Here is a 21,366-nt window from a genome sequence, read left to right as displayed (position 1 = left end):
ATCTTCAGCTAACGCACCCGTTAGTTTAAGTGCATTTCTTCACAATCTTCGCTATGTATAATAGAATAATGATAATAAAGAAAGGATGTTTACTATCAAAACTATTGCAAATAACTACAAAAACATCTTATTAGTTATTTTTTTCGTAGTTTGCGTTGTTAATGTTTTTAGTGATAATGAACAATTTAATATAGTTACTAATGTGGCTGCCATGATTTTTATTAGCATAGTCGGATTAATTAACAGAATATATGTAAAAAAAGAAGTATAATCGCAAAAATAAAAAGGAGCTGAAAAGCTCTTCAGGCTGTCGAGAAACCCTCGACAGCCTCTAGTTTTTTCTGTTTGATTCATCTATAGTAGATATTTCATATAAAACTAACCTGCGCCCTTAGTTCCATAAGAAAAAGCTGCCTTAAAGACAGCCCCGATCTTCAGCTAACGCACCCGTTAGTTTAAGTACATTTCTTCTCATTATTATTGTCTCCTATTCTCATAATGCCTTTTATGGTTCCGAAATCCCATAGGCTAAAGTTAGGGCCAAAGTAAAAAGAGTTAAAGCGATAAAAAATATGCTATTCGATATAACACTGATTACTCTTATACCAAATTGCTTTGTCTTGATTCCCAAAATCAGAGCTACTAAAAATCCAATATCAATTATAAAAAATAAAAAAATGGGTATCCTTAAATCCGAGTTTGGGAAAAATCTGCCGATATAAAAAACTAGTAGTGCAGCAATCACTAAAACTACAGTCAATATCATTGGTATAGCTGCTTGTTTATTAACTTTTTGGTTTTCCAAAATATCACCCCTACCCCTATATTACCAAAATTTACCTAAACGGAAAAGGGAATAATCTCTGTAAAATATTTTAAAGATTAATCATAGAAACACCCTAAAAAACCAATCCTAGCAAGGTTCCATCAGTTGTTATGGCGCTTTGTGAATACACTAAGCTTATTCAACTAAACTGCCACGTTAGTTCCATAAGAAAAAGCTGCCTTAAAGACAGCTCCGATCTTCAGCTAAAGCACCCGTTAGTTCATTAAGGTTTTTCATTTATGATTCGCGACTATATTTTAGTGGAATTAGTTCACCAATTTTAGTTTTCTGTAACTCGCCATCTATATCTAAAACAACAAAACAATCTGGTGAATAATCGGAGATTAGTTCCCTACACATCCCACACGGACTAACTACTCTTAACTCTCTATTTTTTTCATCGGAATAAGGATGTCTAACGGCAACAATTGTATCAAAGTATTTTTCTCCGTTTGAAATTGCATTTCCAATCGCGATAGCTTCAGCACATACTGTAATCCGTCCAATGTATGCTTCTATATGTACCGCAGAAACAATATTTCCTGACTTTGTTTTTAACGCTGCTCCTACATGATGCCTATCATCTTCATAGAGATGAGTAATTTTACTTTTAGCTTCATCAATTAATTTAAAATCATTTTCTGTTAAAGGATAAGTTTTCATAATTTCCCCTCATTTTTTCTTATTTGTTTACCTACTTATATTTAAAGTATTTTTATTTACAGTATCTCTATATTCTAACTTAAGAAGTGTTCTTTTTATGAATAATATAAATATTATTATGTTTTTACCAAAAATCCTTGTTGAACTATTCTGCCCCTTTAGTGCCATAAGAAAGAGCTACCTTAAAGATAGCTCTTCTTAAGCTAACGTACCTGTTTGTTCAATAGCGTTATTAGATCTAATCCCAAAAGTTAAAGATTACCTCTCCAGAACTTTTTGGCTTCCAATACGCTATTTGTTCCAATTCAGCACTGTTCAATTCATTATCATTTTCTAAAATAATCTTTCCAGTACTCTCTTTAATGTATAATGGTTTGTTAAGTTCCTCCATACTCAAAACCCTATAAAAAGGACTAAACTGTTTCAATAATTCGGGTTCATCAATAAATTTAATATTTTCAAAATCAACAAAAGAAGCAAAAGCTAAAAAAGGATAATGTTCATTAAGCAATATATGCAAATGTTTATTAAAAACTTTAACTTCGACATTTAAAAAATTAGTTGGAAACTGTGGTTCGATGAATGCCAACACTTTTCCGTTATTCCTTTTAATGATACTAAAACATTGCTGTTTAAATTGTTTCCTATCAATTGTTGGTGGCTTATTATGTTTTACATTATAAAAACCAGTTACTCCTTTAGGAAATTTCAATAAACATCACCCGCATTCATAATTTTTATAGCTTATATTCTCCATTCCTTATGCAACTATCCTGCCCCTTTAGTTCATTAAGAAAAGGGCTACCGAATAAAACATATTATTTGAATTGACTGAATTTTCGGCATGTGATACAGTTGGTATACCACATACCAAGAGGAGGAAAAATGAAAAAAATAGAGACAGTTATACCGTTAAGAGATATAGCTTTTGAGGCAATTAAGAAATCAATTTTGAATTATGAACTTCTACCTGGTCAAGCAATATATGAAAGAGACCTCAGTGAAAAATTAGGTGTAAGTAGAACTCCTGTAAGAGAATCCCTATCGTTATTAGAAAGAGAAAAATGGATAATTTCAAAGCCACGAGTTGGTACGTTTATTAATGAAATTACAGAAGAAAATGTAATTGAAGTCATGGAAATACGAATGATTTTTGACCGATTCTCACTAGAGAAAATATGTGGAAATATTACGGAAGAACAAATAAAAGTTTTGGAAGGTTTCATTGAGGAGCAAGAAAAAAATAAAACAGATCACCAAAGATTTATTGAATTAGATAAGGAGTTTCATTCTGAAATTGTATTATTAACTAAAAACCAGCGATTAGAAAAATGGTTTGAGGAAATTGGCGATCAGATTAGATGGTTTGGGTTAAAAGCAATAACTGAAAAGTCGCGTATTGAGGAAACAATATCTGAACATAAAGAAATTGTACAGGCTTTAAAATCACAAGATATAAATCAACTTCTGATAGCATCAAATAACCATGTCGAAAATACAAAAAATGAAATTGTTAATCAATTGAGGAGGAATTCAAATGAGAAAAGAAATTAATTTACATCTTTCTAATGGAGAGGTTAAAAAACATGAAATTGATATTAATAAAGTAATTGTTGTTGGGTATGGTGGAAGAAATATAGAAAAGATCCAAGAACACATAGATGAATTAAAAGAATTAGGAATTGCACCTCCACCTAATGTACCGATGATTTATCCACAAAAAATAGAACAACTGAATTTTTCTAATGAATGTCATGGAAGCAAATTCTCCTCTGGGGAAACAGAATATGTGTTATTCCATGACGGAAAAGAATGGTTGGTTACCCTTGGAAGCGATCATACAGATCGAGAAGTAGAAAAAGAAGATATTTTAAAGTCTAAATCAATATGTGATAAACCTCTTGCAACTGACTTTTGGAGATTAGCAGATTTAAAGGAAGACTGGGATAATATTATTTTACGTTCTTATGTTACTTCAAATGGAGAAAAAAGTTTATATCAAGAAGACACACTAGAAGCTCTTTTAGAGGTTGATGTTTTATTGGAAAAGCTGGACAAATTCGGGGAAAAAGATTTAGAACATACTGTTATTTTTTCAGGTACCGTGCCTACAAAAAATGGATTTGTTTTTGGTGATAAATTTGAATACGAAATTGAACACCCCAAATTAAACAGAAAAATTAAACATCATTATTCCATTGTTTATTAAGGGGGGATTGTTTTGAAAAAGAAACCGACAAAAGTTAGATGGGGACTAGCATTCTTTTTCTTTATCATCGGTGTAATCGCTTACATGGATAGGTCAAATATTTCAATAATAGCAAAACCAATGATGGATGATTTAGGCTTAGATAAAGTTCAGTTTGGTATGCTTGCATCATTATTCTCATTAGGTTACGCGTTAGTTCAAATTCCAGCAGGACTTATGGCAGAAAAGTTTGGCCCAAGAAAAATGATCACTTTTGCTCTAGTATGGTGGTCAGTATTTACGGGTTTGACGGGTGTAGTTAAATCTCACGGTCTATTGTATATGGTGAGATTCTTCTTTGGGATCGGTGAAGGACCAATGTTCCCAGCTAACGCCGTATTTAATACAAACTGGTTTAGAAGAGATGAAAAGGCTAGAGCATCTAGTGCTCTATTGGCAGGTTCATATTTTGGACCAGTTATAGCCCCTATCGTTACAGTTTATATATATCAATATTTTGGCTGGCAAGCTGTATTTTATATTTTTGGATTAATTGGAATAATCATTGCAGGTGTATGGTACATTGTAGCTAGAGACTATCCTGAAATTCACAAGTTAGTAAATGAACAAGAAAAAGAATATATACTTGAAGACAGAGAACTTGTCGAAACCGCTAAAGTTAGAGCACCATGGAATACTTTTCTAAAAAGCTATAGATTTTGGGCGTTAGGAATGCAGTATTTTGTTGTTTTATATATTATTACTTTCTTTTTAGTTTGGTTACCTACTTATCTACTAGAAGATAGAGGATTCTCATTAAGTAAAATGGGATTTGCTGCAAGCCTACCATGGTTAGCAATACTAATAACGGTAATGACTGGGGGTATTCTTTCTGATTATTTAGTACGTAAAGGTTTTTCTAAACAAATATCTAGAACTTCGTTAGCTATATCAGGTTTAATAGTATTTATTATTTCAATGTACCTGGCTGTTATGACAGTATCGCCTTATATGAATGTTTTATGGTTATCATTATGCTTGGGGTCACTAGGATTCACAGTAGTTTGTTCTTGGGCTTCTGCTACAGACTTAGGCAGAAACTTTTCAGGGTCCGTTTCAGGTTGGATGAACTTGTGGGGAAATCTAGGAGCATTTGTCTCACCGTTATTATGTGGATGGTTAGCAGAAAATTTTGGTTGGAATATCACATTAGGAGTAACTGTAATCCCAGTGTTTATTGCAGCTATATTATGGTTGTTTGTAAAACCGGATACTTCGTTACTAAATAATATTGAGGAGTGAATAATGTGAATTATTTGGTATTTCAAATGGAATTAGAAGTTGGGAATCCAGAAGAGAATAGGAAAATCATTGAACGCTGGTTAGAAGCTAACTACAGTGATGATTTGGACGTTGTAGTACTTCCTGAAATGTGGTCTACGGGTTATGCGTTAGAAGAATTGAAAGAACTCTGCAAAGTGGATGGTAATCAATCAATTGAATTTTTACAATCACTGGCTAAGAAGTTTAATGTAAACTTGGTGGGTGGCTCGGTTGCCGTACTAGAAGGTAAAGATATCTTTAATCGTGCAGTTATTGTCAATCGAATAGGTGATATTGTTCATACATATGACAAGATGCACCTTGTTCCGATGTTAGATGAACCCAAGTTTTTAACAGGCGGTCATAATCAAGTGGAAGTATTTGAACTTGAAGGTGTGAAAATGGGGATTATTATTTGTTACGATTTACGATTCCCTGAAATTATTCGTGACTTAGCATTACAAGGTATTCAAGTGCTACATATCGTAGCAGAATGGCCACTCGCAAGGGAGACACATTGGAATACGTTACTTCGTGCGCGCGCAATTGAGAACCAAATGTATGTTGTTGCATCAAATGTAACGGGAACAAAGTTAGGAGTGGAATTCGCAGGTTGCTCACAAATTGTAGATCCATGGGGAGACATTGTTCAAGAATTAGATCAAGAAGTTGGTGAATTAAAGGCAACTTTAGATTTAGAAAAAGTACCCCAAATAAGAAAAGATGTTCCCATATTCGATTCCAGAGTACCAGAAAAGTATAGAAAGTTATAAAGTAGGAGCTACTCCAGAGATACCAATCTTTAGGAGTAGCTTTTCAGGTTTAATTCAACAAAGCATTAATTTGATATAAAATTCAAACAATTATATATTGGGATAATTAAAAACACCTAAACTGCCTTGTTAGCTCCAGAAGAAAAGAACTAATTTTTATTTCAAAGAAGTTACTCTTCTTAATCAAATTAATCTTTAACTTTATTTTTGGTTCTATTTGCTAACTTCATAGCAAGAACTGAGGAATCAAATTCAAAAAACTCACCAAGATTAATAATTGATATGGAGTTAGTGGCTTAAAATAGCCACCCCATCGTTCGTTCCCTGTCATCTCGCTTATAAAATAAAATGAAATTATTACAGATAATATATTACCAATAATAAGAGAGATTGAATTATTAAAGAGTTTGCCGAAGAAAGCAAGAAGTGAAGTCACTACAAGCATAATTAAATAGCCAAGCATTGAACGGTTAGCAAAATCTTGGTGCATTGAAAAATAAACAAAAGGAAAACAGTATAAACAGACTATTAGAATACCAATTACTATTTTTCTTAGAACAAGCAAAATCTTATTCTTCATATATCCCTATACCTTTGTCTATCTCGATATTCCCCACATCCTGTAATTCATTTAAACGACTTAAACTCTCTTCTTTATCAAAAGAACTATGCCAACGATAATCATATTGATCCAATATACGGTAATGGTTACTAATCAAATTTTGTTGCAAACGAAAATCCCCTCTATACTCGATTTCTTTCCACCATATCTTACCACCCATTGTTTTTTCTTTAGGCGTCCCACCATTTTTGCTAGCAATTAACTGAACAAAATCAACAGGATTGTCACCAATTGATGATATCAACAATTGGCTATGATTAAACAAAGCACAAAAGGCAACAACGGTGGTCCAATTGGCTTCTGTTCTTCTTTTTTCAATTTGAACTAGTGTTTTTTTTGAAATCCCTAGAATTTCAGACATCTTATCTTGAGAAAAGCTTTGTTCTGTTCGGACAAGTTTCATTTTTTCTGATATTAAATTGATGAATTCTTCTTTTTCCATATATACTAAATACTCCTTTTTAGTGTAATTTTACACTAAAAGTATTATTTTTCAACAAAAAATACCCTTTTTGAATAAAACCTCGCATATTAATTGTTTGTAGTATCCTGGCCCTTTAGCTGTTAGCTGCATAAGAAAAGGAGCTGCTGATCAGCTCCTGATAATGAAGTAAAGCATCTGTTAATTCATTAAGCATTTCTTATTAAAGAACCGCTCCCTTTTGTTGAATACCGACAATATTATTAAAAGCTTTTGAAGCCTGTTCACGCGTTTATTGCAATAAAGAAATCCGTTAGAATGTTAGATGCACTCAATTAATGATATCTTCCCTTCAGTAAGTCCAAATATGGACTTTCCTTTTAATTGAATCTTATCTCCACTTTTTAATCCGTTAGGCAAATCAACAGCCAGTATTGCTTCATATTCAATTTGCACTTCTGCTTTATCATCTATAGCACTATAGTCAATAACCGTACCGACGGCGACTGGAGAAAATCTTTGACGACTTTTCCGCCAGTTCTCTAAATTCCTCTGGTCTCTGTGTTCATTTCGCCATTCGTGAAATTCCTAAACATTATTTCTTTATGAAGGAGTTTAACGATACTTTCAAATATCAAATGAATTGTAGGTCATAATATAATTTTCAATGATTTCTTTGCTCTTTTCACTAATCATGATATATTCCCTCTCATCAATATAATTTTTTTCAATATATATTCTTTACGACACATCTATTCCCCTCAATTCCCACAAAATAATATGATCAAGTATGTAGAGTATCACTTGAGTTTCCGAGAGGTGTTACTGGTTTTAGGGCTATTTTTTGCAAAAGCAATTTGCTTCTGTTTCTTCAACATTCTGGCCCAATTGTTGAACAAAGTTCAAATAGTACTCTTGAACTTTTTTGTAAATAATAAGATTGTTAAACAATGAATTGAGGAGGACTTTGTATGCAACAGAATCAACAAGCTAAAGAGAATTTGGGTTCTGTTATGAAACCAGAATTTGCCGGAACTGATGCACAAAAAGTAAAACAAGAAATTCAAAAAGATGTAAGCGAAGGACAAGGTGCAATGACTTCCCGAGAGGCAGGAGCAATGCGCGATTAAAAAACACTCTGAGTGGGTTTTTATTTTTCTAGCTAGCCTGCCCCTTTAGTTAATTAAGGATATTTTTTCACATTTAATAGGCCATCAAATGATGGCCTAATTTAAGGTACTAACACAGGTGGTTAAATAAAGAATGTTAACCTATTTAAGACTTTTGTGACATTATTTCTAATGTACTATGGAAATGAGGTTGACCGTGCGTAATGTCCAAAGAGTAAGACTGAGACAAGCATATGGTTTTATAATCCGTAAAAAAGCCTTCTAATTCACTTCTTGTAAAATAATGAAGAAACATATTTGAATTTTCATTATAAAACGTATGCTCTGCTAACTGTTCATACCTCTCTGGTGCTTTCTTTCTACCTGGTTCTTTATCATCAAAGACATTAATATATACAAACCCATTTTTTTGCAACCCAATTTTCACCTTGTCGATAATATTTTTAATTTCATTATCAGGAAAAAAATTAAGTACATTCGAAAGTATGATTAAAGAGTATTTATTTGGTTCAATCTCAAAAGAATTAATATCTTGAACTTTAGCGTTAACATTCAAATTGTGCTTTTTTGAAAGTTCCAAACATCGCTCTACTGCTGTTTCCGAAATATCAATACCCTCAACAGCAAATCCCTGTTCAGCGAAAAAAAGGGCATTTCTTCCTTCTCCAATACCTATGTCTAAAACCTCTCCGTTTTCAGGAAGCATTTCAACGTATTGAGATAAGATGCCATTAGGATTGAAACCCCATAAACTATCCACATTTCTATATTCCTTCTCCCATATATTTTGTTTCATTTGTCACCCCCGGTTTTTGCTTTCATCTAACTCAAAACTATATTCTTTTTTTAAATTCACTGTGGCATTCTAATACTATCAAAGCACCTGTTAGCGAAAAAATGCTTCCCTACACGGCAGTATTTAGAGTAGCTTTTGGGAGCATCTCCTTATTCTATTCCATCCACTTTTTGTAGAGGGCTTCAAATTTCCCTTGAAGCTTCATTTCATCCATCCACATTTCCAAGTAGCTTGCATAAATGAAATCACCTCTTGGGATCATATAACCTTTTTCACTATTTGTGAAAGGCTTGTCAGTTTGAGCCGCATACAGTCTGGAATCAGCTTTTGCATACAGCATTGCTTCTACTGTGTCAGTGATCATTACATCATACGTACCTTCTGCAACAAGATGTGGGATATCAAGATTGTTTTCTACAACCGTTACTTTAGCATTGCTTAGATACTGACGAACAAATTCTTCGTTTGTTCCGCCTGGATTTACGCCAATGCGTACAGAAGGCTTGTTGATATCTTCAATGGTAAGATACTTGTCTTTATCTTCCTTGCGAATCAAAGGCACCTTACCGAATGAAAGGTAACCTTGGGATACATAAGCGCTTTTTTGTCTGGCTGTGTTGCGAGTCACACCTCCCACAGCGATATCAAATTTGTCCGCTTGCAGGTCTTTCATCATCGCAGGCCATGTGGTAGCGACAAATTTCACCTCCACACCAAGGTCTTTGCCAAGCTCTTTGGCAGCGTCCACGTCAAAGCCTTCATACTCATTTGTTTCAGGGTTCAAATAGGTAAATGGTTTGTAGTCCCCGGTCATTCCTACCCGGATGTACCCACGTTTGATTATTTCATCAAGCTGAGAAGAGTCAACTTTTTTCAAATGCCCTGGTGCTTTTTCAGATGCCAGTTCAGCCGAGACGTTTTGCGAGGAGATCAGGTCGTGACCGACGTAACCAGTACCTAGCAAGGATAAGCTGATCACACCAGCCATCAGTGCTTTTTTCCAATGGTTATACATGTGATTTTACCTCCATTTTTTTCTATATTTTTAATTGATCTACCAATTATTAAAAATACAACAAAATAAATGAATCACCTTCAAAAAAAAACACTTTTTTATATTTAGGTTAGATTAGCATAGCAGTAGATATGAAAAGGACTACACATATTAGTCATATCTAAAATGTGTAGTCCTAATTTAATTTCTGATTGAACTAGCAGCTGTTAGTTGAAGAAAAATTCATTTTTTAAATCTAACTAATGTTTTTTCGGGAATTTCTATTTGGTCAATATCAAAGTTATTGATTTGGAGGGTAATCTCACCATCTCGCTTTTCAGCTTCTTCTCCTATCCAACAACTATACAATTCAAAAAAATCACCTTTACCAAGGTAACTGTCCATAACTTCACATAATTCGATTAGCTTCATTTTTGATTCGGCACACGTTTTGGGGTTCATATATTCTGAAATCTCAATTCCCCAATGACTTGATACCTCATAAACGTAAGGAGTAGTAAACTGATATTTCTTTACATTCAGCAAGTCAAACTCACTGGCAAAACAACAGCCAATATAAAAAAGTGCATCTGAATATTCATCATCATTAATCGGAATTTCTTTATTACACCCAATATAGGAAGCCAAACTCATTTCCACTCACTCCTAGTTATTCCTTCCTGAACTATTTTAACACCAATGACCATTATCCTTGTTGAATTATCCTGCCTAGTTCCATAAGAAAAAGATGCTGATCGAATCCTGGTAATGAAGTAAAGAACCCGTTAGCCATCCATGAAGCGCAAAAATCAGCGCTTCACCACAGAGAATGAAAATGGTTCAGAACGGTCAATACTGATTCTACGGCTGGGAGAGGAAGGTCGATGAACTATGGTGCGTTAGAGCCCATCCGTTAGTCTGACTCCAACGACCAAGGTGCACCACTGACTGTCGCTCCCTTACGGGAAGCACACATGGTAGATTAATCCTATTCTGGTTTTTGCACCAGCCTCCAATTATATTGAGAGCCGTAGAAAGGATGTTTTCAATGGAAGTAGTCATTGAAAGAGCATGTGGTATGGATGTCCATAAGGACAATATTACTGCATGTATTATGACACCAGAAGGAAAGGAGATTCAAACGTTTTCAACAAAAACTGTTTTTCTAATTCAGTTAGTGGATTGGATTAAACAGAATAACTGTACTCATGTTGCCATGGAGAGTACCAGTGTATATTGGAAACCTATTGTTAATTTATTAGAAGCTGAAGAGATTGAGTTTTTAGTTGTGAATGCTCAACATATGAAAGCAGTGCCAGGGCGTAAAACAGATGTTAAAGATGCAGAATGGATTGCCAAACTTCTTCGTCATGGACTTCTAAAAGCTAGTTACATTCCAGATCGAAATCAACGGGAACTACGTGAACTAGTTCGGTACCGTAGAAGTATCATTGAAGAACGTGCTAGACAACATAATCGCATCCAAAAAGTGTTAGAGGGCGCAAATATTAAGCTAGGCTCAGTGGTTTCAGACGTTATGGGTGTTTCGGCTCGTGACATGCTTAACGCAATTGCCGAAGGTGAAGAAGACCCTGAAAAACTAGCAAACTTTGCTCGACGCACAATGAAAAAGAAGAAAGATGAACTAGAACTCGCCCTTAAAGGTTATATCAATTCGCATCAACGCCTCATGTTAAAAACCATTTTAAAGCATATTGATTTTTTAACAGAGCAAATCGAGATGCTCGACCAAGAGGTCGAGGAAAGAGTAAGCTCCTATCAAGAAGATGTGGAACGATTAGACTCTATTCCTGGCATAGCTACAAGAATGGCTGAGCAAATTTTATCTGAAATTGGGACTGATATTAAGAAACAGTTTCCAAGTGCAGCTCATATGTGTTCTTGGGCAGGACTAGTTCCTGGGCATAACGAAAGTGCGGGAAAAAGAAAATCGGCTAAAACAAAAAAAGGAAACAAGTATTTGAGATCAGCATTAACAGAAGCAGCTCATTCTGTAAGAGGATCTAAAAACTATCTCGGAGCACTGTATAGGCGTACAGCATCACGAAAAGGTAAGAAACGAGCAGGAATAGTAGTCGCTCATGCCATGTTACGTATCTCCTATTATCTCTTAACTCGAAAAGAAATGTATGTAGACTTAGGCGAAGACTACTTTGATAAGCAGAGACAACAATCAATTTTTCGGCACTCACTAAGAAGACTTGAAAGTTTAGGATACACAGTTACGTTACAAGAACCTGAAGCATCTTAAATTCAGTCCACTTACCTACAATAAATCAGTAAATTAGGCGCTCTCCCCTTTTTAAAAAAACAATGAGCTGCGTCTTCTTAAGTATTGCCTTTTCCCCTAAATTCCAGAAGTCTATTTTCATGGTAGTTCATTAAAATTTTTTTCACACCCCTCCTGAACAGGGATTAAAGCCACAAGTTTCATAAAAGTTTTTATGTTTATGGTCATACGTTAAGGAACAATTTCTAATCCATATCGTTCATTCTCTTACTAACTCAACACCAATCCCCATTTTCTAGTATTAATAAGTAAACGTTATATTCTTTTCTATAAGTGTTTGTTCAAGTCTTTTCAACTTTTTAATCGATTCTTCTGATGACCGTTTACCAATTTCAATTACCAATGCATCAATTAATGCCATAATAGGTATTACTGAAAATTGTTCTTCACTAACCTCTACTTTCAACGTTACAGACGCATATGAAATAATTGGACATGAGATATGATCTGTTATCAATATAATGCTATTGCCTAGTTCATAGGTCAGCTTTACTGCTTCGATAATTCGATTAGTGTAGGGTTCGAATGCAAAAACTACTAAAGTTTCATCCTTTTCAAATTGCAAAATCCTGTCATAAATCACTTCCGTATCATGGCCTAGTTGCCTTATCTTGGGATAGAATTCTTGAAGCAACAGTTCGAAATATAATGCAGTTGCTTTATAAGGTCTAGTACCTAAAACATTGATATAACCTGATTTTAAAATGCAATCAATTGCATTTTCGAAATTTTCCATTAAATTATCATCTAATGATTTGTTTAATAAATTAACTGATTCTTTCCAAACCTGCACTAAGGTTGGAACCTTCCCTCCTTCATTTTGTATTTCTGTAAAAGACTTCTTCAATGTCCATTTTGAGACAGAAGGCACCGATTCATCATAGATATCTTTTCGTAAGTCATTAAAATTTTCATACCCTAATGCATTTATCGTACGCACCACAGTTGAAATTCCAACTTCGGCATTATCGGCAAGCTCTTTAATTGTTATTAATCCTATTGACTGATAATTTTTTAGAATATAATCGCATAACTGTCTTTGTTTTTTTGGTAAAGAATCTTTAATATCAACTATTTTATTAATGGTTGTTGTTTGATTATATAAACTCATTACAATCCCCTTTTCACCTTCAATTTGCAGATTATACGTCAAAATTGATCCACCTTGGGTTCATTATATCTTATATTAAAAGAAAATGGCCGGAATCAAAAAGGACACTTCTGAATGGCGCCGGTTCGTATTATAAGGTGAATCCTTTCATCTGATTAGCCAATTATTTATAGGTTAAGGTAGCCGGAGGAATGGGTGTGTATACGGAAAAATCAAATGGGTTCTCACGGGAGTTTGGGGAGGATACATTTTGTTTATTAGATTAGTAATAACAAAGGATCGTGCTTTAAATAAATTCTCTTCCTTGGTCTTCTCCCGATCCTTGTTTGAATCTTGTCCATACTTCTTCTATTGAAATTGTATTTATGTCCATTCTTGACTTATTTAATGGGGAGATTATTGCTAACAATATCGAATCACGTCCTATTTATTCCTTAACTTCAAGATGCTTGAGCATTTAAAACAAGAACTAGAAGATTATATTCATAATCACACAGACGAATCAAAGAGAATTAAAAAGAATGAGCCCGGTGGATTACCGGGTTCATTCCCTCAAGGCTGCTAATTAAATAAAGTGTCTAACTTTTCGGGTTCACTTCAAGTGATAGGAGATCGGGCTCCAATCCAGACCATCATTGTATATCAACAGCTTTCTTACTCTTAGACCGTCCGCCTGCGACAAGAATTGCTGAATACAAAACCAATGCGATCCCTAACACCTGCCATCCCCGCAGATGCTCCCCAAGAAAAAGTACTCCAGTTACTACTGCAACGATTGGTTCTATCGTTGCTAAAATGGAAGCCTTACTAGCTTCTAAATACTTTAGTCCTGAAGTGTACAAAACAAAAGCTGCAACCGTTGATACTAACGCTAACAACACCGCTGACATCCAAACATCTGCATATTGAAATTTATCGGTCTTTCTTATTATGTCACTTGTCAATAACATGAAAATACTCGTATAAAAAAATGTGTACGTGGTAATTGTCAATGCAGAATAACGTTTCGTTACAGGTTTACTGAAAATACTGTACAACGCATAACAAAATCCAGATAGAATCCCCATTAACAAGGTATTCAAAGGTATACTTTCTTGGCCGAATGGCAGTAAACCTACAACAAATGCGCAACCTGTAATAGCAAGAGCAAGTGCCCAGCCTTTACGAATGGTCAAGGGCTCTTTAAAAAAGAGCCGAGATAGGATGGTTACAAACAAGGGACCTGTATATAAAAGTGTTACTGCAAGGGATAAACTCGATTGAGAAAAAACTTCAAAGTAAAAAAAATTAAATAAGGCGATACTAAAGATTCCCGCACCAGCGAAAAAAATATGATCTTTTAATCTGGTACGTAACTGATCACGATAAAAAACTGCCATAAGTAGAATTAAGATTACAAAGGTAAAGATACCTCGAATGGCAACTACATCCCAAGCCGTGAAGCCGCGAGCATACAGTGGAGCAATAAATAAACCAATAAGCCCCCAACATACCGCACCAGCAATTGTAATGAAGTAAACTCTCAGGCCCGATGATTTTTTCATTTCATTCACCCCCTATTCAGTTGTACGTTAATTTCAATCTTCAAAATATTGAGCTTCCATTAAGTATGAATCCCCATAACTATAACATCAAATTTAAAGCCACCTATCCGTCTAGGCGGAAGATGACTAGTGGTTTTATTAAATCTAAATATTGATAAAATTAACATGCAGAGATTTTTTTTGAACGGAAGCAGAGTCAAATGTCATGATGAGTCATGCTCCTCCGCCTCCTTTTGTTCATGATAAGTGTTATGTTCATCACTCATAAAATATACCCCAGGGAAACGTTTCAGTTCTTTAACAGTCGACCACTCCCAAGGCTAGGATTTCGTTTTAGAGGTAAGCCGGCTGGGCATTTCCCGTAACGATTGCATCCAATAGTACGGTACTTCCCTTGCTGGATCCCTTCACACAAAGGCATGACTTTTCCTATAAAGGGAATGAGGCCGGCCAATCACTTTGCCACTAGCCGGGTCAAACCCTCTCCAGACATTCAGCATCTCATTGGTTCCAGCAATTCTCCCTCGTTTTCACCTCCTATCAACACCGTTCCTTCCAAACGAAGACAAAATACTTTTCTCTAAATCTTGTTAAAAGCTCTCTCTTTTCTAATTAATGTTTTTTTTCGGTGCGAAGCTGTCTTGTCTTTTATTTCTGGATTTGTTGATGGAGCTGGTTTGCGTTAAACTCATATTCTTTGTTTCCGGGGCCATGAAGAGAGAGATTAAAAATCCAATGAAGAACAAGGCCCCACAAATATACAACGTAGCTGCCAAACCATAATTCTCCAAAATGAACGGAAAGAAAAACGTTCCGATGGCGGAGGCGATACGGGTTACTCCTGTGATAAAGCCCATTGCCGTGCCCCGAATATGAGTGGGGAAAAGCTCGTTAGGATAGATCCAATCATGAGCTCCCATCGCAGTATTAAACGTTCCATATATTATAAAGAGGACTAGGATAAAAACAAACGATGTATTCATTCCAGAGGTTGCTCCCAGTACGAATAAAGAGATGGCAGATACCAAAAACGGAAAAATAAGCGTAGGTCTTCTCCCAAATTTTTCAATTAAATAAAGAGCAGGAAGCAAGCCGACAAGATAGACGATATTAATGACTGCCGACCCCAGATATTCCCTCGTTCCATTAGCGAAACCAAATTGTGCAAGGATCTCAGGGATATAGGTTCCTATTCCAAAGGTGGGGATAACTTGAAGCGACCAGAATGCAGACACGAAAAATATCCATTTTCCATAACCATTTCGAAACATATCGAGAAAGGCGGTTTTCTCCTTGGTCTCTGGTTCGTCTGACATGATGACATGATCCCCGAATATTTTCTGAACAATGGCGTTTGCTTCTTTTTCTCTTCCTTTGCTAGCCAGCCAAAGAGGGGATTCTGGCATATTTAAACGTGCGACAAGCATGATGATCACTGGAATCGCACTGCTTAAAAGCATCCATCTCCAGCTCGTATCACCTATGGATAGCAAAAAGAAACCGACTAAATAGGAACTGGCGTAACCGACATACCAGAGTCCATTAAGCCCTCCAAGCAAGGAACCCCGATTTTTTTTCGGAGAAAATTCCGCCATCAACGCTCCTGCAATTGGGTAATCTGCCCCTATTGCAACACCTAAAATAAATCGCAAAATTATTAACTGAATGGGATCTTCGATAAAAAACTGAAGGATTGACACAATAGCCATGATAAGCATATCGATGAGAAACATCTTCTTCCGGCCGATAATATCTGTAAGATAGCCCCCTATTATTCCACCAACAAACATACCCGCAAGAGTTGCCATCCCAATCAACCCCATAATGGTCAAAGACATATCGAATTGGGACTGCATGACAGAAAGTGCTACCGCAATAATTCCGATAATATAACCATCAATGAATGTACTCCCACTGGCGTAGGCAAACATTTTATAATGGAATCTACTTAAAGGCAGCTCATCCATTGTACGGACTTTATTCATAAATTCCCTCCCATTATTTTAAAAAAATTTTAATTTCGATTCATCTGCTCCTAATAGCGAAGTAGCACCTTGGTTATAAAGATAACGCTTCCATTTTGCGCATGTATTATACTTCATCAAAGTTATAGAAAGGGTTATTGCTTAAGTATTGTACTTCCTGCGTTAACTTCAATTGACAATTCCTAAGTATGTCACAAAATTTAGACAGGATGGGGCTTCACCGGGACGACTCCTTTTCTGTCTCAAGAACAAGAAAAGGGAACTCCGGCGAATGGACGAATCCAGCACATCTGCTCAACTGAAGGAACTGGGAAATCCCTCATAAAGTTGCATCATGGACTGTAAAAAAGGACCAATTTTGCTGTCGGTTTAACAAGTACATGAGTTTAACTGATTCTCTCAACAAAACCATGGTAATCAATTAGAAACTACAGTCTTGAATTTCTTCTCTTTTTGGGACGCGGGAAGCTCGAAATCCAGGAAGCTATTAATACTCTGGGCTGCAGTGAATCCTGTTTGAATGGCTGTTTCCGTATAATAGGAGCCTAAATAATCACCTGCCAAGAACAATCGACCCGCAGATTTTGTTAAAACTGGTTGTATTTCTGCACGACCTGGGAAAATATAAGCGGATCCGAATGGAAATTTTTCTACGTGGGCCTCCACTACATGATCACTAAAACCAGGAAATATTTCATTTAAATCTTTCAAATATATTTGAATAATTTCCTCATCAGATTTATCCATTAGCCGACGCCCGCTTTCCCCCGGTGAAAATGTCATAAGACTACTACCTGGCTGTCTCTCAGTTTCTATTGAACGGACTAGATTAGATTGATGAAGAATAATGTCAAATGACCTTTTAGGCGTAGCAAAAGAATATACGTTATCCCAAACTTGAGGTCCTGTTTCATTTGTTAAAAATGCTGCACTAACATGTGGACCATATTTAACCTTACCAAGAGCGTCTGCGATTTCCGGATCAATGTTTTTCGCAATATTTTTTGTAATTGTGGCAGGAGTCGCGAGGACTGCATAACGTGCTTCCACCACATGCTTCACGCCATTTTGAGTATAGTGTACGACGACAGAGTCTTCTTTCTGAAGAACTTCTGAAACTTTTGCATTTAGTTGAGCCCGCTCACCTAATGTTGTTGCAATCGTGTTTGTAAGCGTTGATGCTCCCCCAACAATATTTCTCCCTAACCCATCATCTTTGTTCCATACAGTGTGGAAATATCCTACACCTGATCCTGCAGTCATCGTCTCAGGACTGCCAGTCGAACGGCTAACTGTAGGTCTAAAAATGGCATCTGCATCTGGTGGTAATTCACCAGTGAATTCGGCAAAGGTTCGATCACCCATAAATTCTAAAATTCGTTGTTGTCGAACTCTATAGTCCTCTCCCGGACGTTTTTTTGCTACTTTGCCATACTTGATAACAGCTGAACGCACTTTAGCACCTGCACGTATCATAGCAAATCTAGCTTTCCATGCCATAGGGGCCCTAAATGGATACAGTTCAACCGGACCATCTAAAAGCAACTTCCCATTCAAAGACATTGCCGTTAAAATTCCTGGTACAGGTAATGCAGTTATGCCTACAGATTGAAATAATTCATCTGTAGCTGAACCAGCTCCAGCATATAGATGTCCGCCCCAATTCAACCAATAATCTCCTCGGCGTTCAGATCGTACACGCCCGCCAATACGATCATCGGATTCTAAAAGTAAAATATCATGGTGTTTAAGGCGCCAGGCAGCAGACAAACCAGCAAGTCCGCCGCCTATGATAATTACATCTTTCATTGGATTTCCTCCCATCCCTTGTATGTCTATCATTCTCCTAATTCAATTAATGTTGTTTCAACCTTAGTTCCCCTAATTCATTTAATATTGTTTCAATCTTTGATTTGAACTTTTCGGAAGCAGGCACTAGTGGTAATCTACTTGATCCTCCTGGTAATCCTAGTGCTTCCAAGCCTGCCTTTAATGTTCCTGGAATCGTTTCTTCTTCAATAACATTATATAAATCCAGCAATTGCTGATTTAATTTAGTTGCTTCTTTTAAGTTGTTTTCATTTACGATCAAATCATATAGTTTTGCTATTTTTTTCGGAGCCAGGTTGTGGACTAATCCAACAGCACCATGTCCCCCTAATGCTAATGTAGGTAAGATTAAATGTTCAAATCCAGTAAGTACCGCAAAGTTAGGATTGTCTTTTGTCAATGCAATAAGTTTAGAAGTATGCTGTCCATCAGCAGTATTTTTAATGCCAACGATTCCATCTATTTGACTTATTTCATTAATTAATTCTGGATCAAGTTCAACAGCTGTAGCATCTGGATAATGATAGATGACAATCCCAATGCTGGAGTTTTCCGCCACTGCCTTGTAATGATCAATAATTCCCTGTCTACTAGTTGTCATATAATAAGGATTAATGACCAAGGCACAATCTGCACCAACTTCAGCTGCGTATTGAGTAAGTTCAATTGTATCTTCTGTTCGGTGGCATCCTGTACCCGCCATAACTGGTAATCTACCGTTTGATGTTTCACACACAAATTTAATTACTTCTTTTCGCTCTTCCATGCTCATTAGTGAGTATTCTCCAGTACTTCCTCCCACTAAAAGACAGTTCATTCCTCCATTTATCAAATGTTCTATTATTTGTTCAAGCCCCTTATAATCAATACTGTTATCCTCATTCATAGGTGTTGGTAAAGCTGGAATCATTCCAAATGGTTTATACATATATTTCTCCTCCTCATACATGTTAAAAAGATTTTCTAGCAATTGATTTCTTGAACCTTGATAAAACACATGGAAAAGCTACATCTATCTATATAGGTGGTGTATAGTTTTTACGGACTTGCATGATTTTAAAATTTCCCAGTCTACTTTTGTTTAAGATTCACATATACACTTTTCACTTCCGTGTAGTTCTCTAAGCCATACTCTCCGCCCATTTCGCGTCCAATACCAGATTGTTTGTATCCTCCGAAGGGCATTGACTCCCACTCAAGACCAACGTCATTGATCCAAACTGTCCCTGCTTGCAGTTTTCGGGAAATATAGTGACCGGTTTTTATATTTTCTGTCCAAACACTAGCTGCTAAACCATAATCGCTATCATTTGCTCTTTTAATGACTTCTTCAACCGTATCAAAAACCAAAACCGACATTACTGGACCAAAGATTTCTTCACGCGCAATGGCCATGTCATCTTCTACATCCGCAAAAATCGTTGGTGGAACAAAATAGCCTTTATTAAATGCATTTTCGTCTCCCGTAACAAGACGTGCGCCTTCTCTTTTTCCTTGCTCGATGTAGCCAAGAACAGCTTGTTGCTGTTTTGCTGAGACGAGGGGACCCATATCTGTTTCCGGATCCATTCCTGGGCCCAGTTTCAACATGTTCACACGTTCTGCCAATGCCTGCACTACCTGTTCGTAATGTTTACGATGAACATAGATACGTGTACAAGCACTACAGTTTTGTCCATGGTTGTACATCGTGCCATTGAATGCCCCTTCAATCGCTTCTTCTAGGTTGGCGTCCTCCAGGATGATTGCAGGTGATTTACCACCTAGCTCAAGCGTGACTCCTTTGATTTGATCTGCAGCTTTCTTCATGACTTCTTTTCCGACAGCTGTTGATCCAGTGAACGACAATTTGTCCACCATTTTATGAGTGATAATTGCTTCTCCAGCAACTCTACCGGAGCCAGGAGTGATGTTAACAACGCCGTCCGGAAAACCAGCTTCTTTGAACAGTTTTGCTATATAGAGTAGAGAAAGTGGTGTTTCACTTGCCGGTTTAATAACCACTGTACAACCAACAGCCAGAGCCGATCCCAGCTTCCAAGCAGCCATCAAAAGAGGAAAGTTCCAAGGGATAATCTGGCCTACAACCCCGACAGGTTCATGCACAGTGTAATTCACATATTCCGGCGATACTTGTGTCGTTTTTCCTTGTATTTTCGTTGCGAAACCCGAATAATATCTGAAGTGTTGGATTGAACCATCAACATCATCTGTTAATGCGACTTTATATGGCTTACCGTTATCAAGGGACTCGAGTTGCGCAAGCTCTTCACGGTTTTCTTCCAAAAGATCTGCGAACTTATAAAGAAGGTGCGAACGTGTAGCCGCTTTCATTTCCGGCCATTCACCTTCATCGAATGCTTTTCTTGCAGCTCGCACGGCAATATCGATGTCTTCAGTTTGTGCTTCGCTAACTTGTGCAATTACCTCTTCAGTAGCAGGGTTAATGACATCGAATGTTTCTCCACCAACCGCTGGTACGTATTCTCCATTAATATATAGACCTATAGATTCTTCCAAGAATTTTTTTACTTTCGGTTTTAATTTGTAATCAGTTGCCTCCATTTTATTTATCTCTCCTTTTTAGTTTTTAATAGTTTCTGTTTCCAAACGATAAATAACTGAATTTTTCAAATTATTTATTAAAACAAATGTTACCAACAAAATGAATTGTTGTAAACCATTTTTTTTAAAAGGGAATATTTTTATTCATTCGTTTTATATTCATAACATCTAACATTCGGGTATTTTCAGGCATACTAATGTTAATTGGCTGAAAACGTAAAAAACTAATTTAACGGATGTGAAGGAAGAAGTTAATTGAGTTATAGAAGAATACAATGAGTGTC

At 36.3% G+C, this 21,366-nt stretch carries 19 protein-coding genes; 6 read left to right on the top strand and 13 right to left on the bottom strand.

Annotated features, from left to right (window positions below; genetic code table 11):
* Positions 1-505: 505 nt before the first annotated feature.
* The 3 genes from OSJ91_RS04050 to OSJ91_RS04040 all read right to left on the bottom strand — a co-directional run bounded on the left by OSJ91_RS04050 (position 506) and on the right by OSJ91_RS04040 (position 2,201).
* Complete coding sequence (locus OSJ91_RS04050) at positions 506-805, bottom strand: hypothetical protein (protein ID WP_350301319.1); 300 nt, start codon at positions 803-805, stop codon at positions 506-508.
* Positions 806-1,063: 258 nt separating this feature from the next.
* Positions 1,064-1,489: a cytidine deaminase gene (locus OSJ91_RS04045; RefSeq protein WP_048684121.1), complete on the bottom strand. Its 426-nt coding sequence runs from the start codon at positions 1,487-1,489 to the stop codon at positions 1,064-1,066.
* A 238-nt stretch (positions 1,490-1,727) separates the two neighbouring features.
* Positions 1,728-2,201, bottom strand: a complete 474-nt coding sequence (locus OSJ91_RS04040) for a hypothetical protein (protein WP_350301318.1) — start codon at positions 2,199-2,201, stop codon at positions 1,728-1,730.
* Positions 2,202-2,374: 173 nt separating this feature from the next.
* Between OSJ91_RS04040 and OSJ91_RS04035 the strand changes: the two genes are divergently transcribed.
* Genes OSJ91_RS04035 through OSJ91_RS04020 form a run of 4 tightly spaced genes read left to right on the top strand, consistent with a single transcriptional unit; the run spans position 2,375 to position 5,773 of the window.
* Positions 2,375-3,043, top strand: a complete 669-nt coding sequence (locus OSJ91_RS04035) for a GntR family transcriptional regulator (RefSeq protein WP_485891053.1) — start codon at positions 2,375-2,377, stop codon at positions 3,041-3,043.
* A complete protein-coding gene (locus OSJ91_RS04030) occupies positions 3,027-3,698 on the top strand; it encodes a DUF2848 family protein (RefSeq protein ID WP_350301316.1) in 672 nt (223 codons plus the stop codon). The genes OSJ91_RS04035 and OSJ91_RS04030 overlap by 17 nt, the downstream gene beginning before the upstream one ends.
* Before the next feature lie 12 nt (positions 3,699-3,710).
* Complete coding sequence (locus OSJ91_RS04025) at positions 3,711-4,979, top strand: MFS transporter (protein ID WP_350301315.1); 1,269 nt, start codon at positions 3,711-3,713, stop codon at positions 4,977-4,979.
* 5 nt (positions 4,980-4,984) lie between these two features.
* Entirely contained in the window at positions 4,985-5,773 is a 789-nt protein-coding gene (locus OSJ91_RS04020) for a carbon-nitrogen family hydrolase (protein WP_485891052.1), read from the top strand.
* Between the two features lie 569 nt (positions 5,774-6,342).
* Here OSJ91_RS04020 and OSJ91_RS04015 read toward each other — a convergent pair.
* A complete protein-coding gene (locus OSJ91_RS04015) occupies positions 6,343-6,837 on the bottom strand; it encodes a helix-turn-helix transcriptional regulator (RefSeq protein ID WP_350301312.1) in 495 nt (164 codons plus the stop codon).
* A gap of 950 nt (positions 6,838-7,787) precedes the next feature.
* Between OSJ91_RS04015 and OSJ91_RS04010 the strand changes: the two genes are divergently transcribed.
* Positions 7,788-7,946 (top strand): hypothetical protein, encoded by a 159-nt coding sequence (locus tag OSJ91_RS04010; RefSeq protein ID WP_413015602.1) that lies wholly within the window; start codon positions 7,788-7,790, stop codon positions 7,944-7,946.
* Between the two features lie 145 nt (positions 7,947-8,091).
* Here the strand turns inward: OSJ91_RS04010 and OSJ91_RS04005 are convergent, their stop codons facing one another.
* From OSJ91_RS04005 to OSJ91_RS03995, 3 genes are all read right to left on the bottom strand, one after another.
* Positions 8,092-8,742 carry a class I SAM-dependent methyltransferase gene (locus OSJ91_RS04005; protein WP_485891051.1) on the bottom strand — a complete coding sequence of 217 codons (651 nt, stop codon included), beginning with the start codon at positions 8,740-8,742 and terminating at the stop codon, positions 8,092-8,094.
* Positions 8,743-8,896: 154 nt separating this feature from the next.
* Complete coding sequence (locus OSJ91_RS04000; RefSeq protein WP_485891050.1) at positions 8,897-9,757, bottom strand: transporter substrate-binding domain-containing protein; 861 nt, start codon at positions 9,755-9,757, stop codon at positions 8,897-8,899.
* A gap of 222 nt (positions 9,758-9,979) precedes the next feature.
* Positions 9,980-10,390: a hypothetical protein gene (locus OSJ91_RS03995; RefSeq protein ID WP_485891048.1), complete on the bottom strand. Its 411-nt coding sequence runs from the start codon at positions 10,388-10,390 to the stop codon at positions 9,980-9,982.
* 394 nt (positions 10,391-10,784) lie between these two features.
* Between OSJ91_RS03995 and OSJ91_RS03990 the strand changes: the two genes are divergently transcribed.
* Positions 10,785-12,008, top strand: coding sequence for an IS110 family RNA-guided transposase (locus OSJ91_RS03990; RefSeq protein WP_350299195.1), 1,224 nt, complete (start codon positions 10,785-10,787; stop codon positions 12,006-12,008).
* Between the two features lie 280 nt (positions 12,009-12,288).
* Here the strand turns inward: OSJ91_RS03990 and OSJ91_RS03985 are convergent, their stop codons facing one another.
* The 6 genes from OSJ91_RS03985 to OSJ91_RS03960 form a co-directional block, all read right to left on the bottom strand.
* Complete coding sequence (locus tag OSJ91_RS03985; protein ID WP_485891047.1) at positions 12,289-13,200, bottom strand: MurR/RpiR family transcriptional regulator; 912 nt, start codon at positions 13,198-13,200, stop codon at positions 12,289-12,291.
* Between the two features lie 590 nt (positions 13,201-13,790).
* The gene (locus OSJ91_RS03980) at positions 13,791-14,702 is read right to left on the bottom strand and encodes a DMT family transporter (protein WP_485891046.1); all 912 of its coding nucleotides are present in this window, start codon (positions 14,700-14,702) and stop codon (positions 13,791-13,793) included.
* A gap of 608 nt (positions 14,703-15,310) precedes the next feature.
* A complete protein-coding gene (locus OSJ91_RS03975) occupies positions 15,311-16,687 on the bottom strand; it encodes an MFS transporter (RefSeq protein WP_485891045.1) in 1,377 nt (458 codons plus the stop codon).
* Between the two features lie 417 nt (positions 16,688-17,104).
* Positions 17,105-18,496 carry a flavin monoamine oxidase family protein gene (locus OSJ91_RS03970; protein ID WP_485891044.1) on the bottom strand — a complete coding sequence of 464 codons (1,392 nt, stop codon included), beginning with the start codon at positions 18,494-18,496 and terminating at the stop codon, positions 17,105-17,107.
* A 46-nt stretch (positions 18,497-18,542) separates the two neighbouring features.
* Positions 18,543-19,445, bottom strand: a complete 903-nt coding sequence (dapA, locus tag OSJ91_RS03965; protein WP_485891043.1) for a 4-hydroxy-tetrahydrodipicolinate synthase — start codon at positions 19,443-19,445, stop codon at positions 18,543-18,545.
* Between the two features lie 143 nt (positions 19,446-19,588).
* Positions 19,589-21,082, bottom strand: a complete 1,494-nt coding sequence (locus OSJ91_RS03960; RefSeq protein ID WP_485891042.1) for an aldehyde dehydrogenase family protein — start codon at positions 21,080-21,082, stop codon at positions 19,589-19,591.
* Positions 21,083-21,366: the final 284 nt, after the last annotated feature.

Source organism: Bacillus sp. T-10(2022) (assembly GCF_056502895.1).
This window is presented reverse-complemented; position numbering and strand designations above follow the sequence as displayed.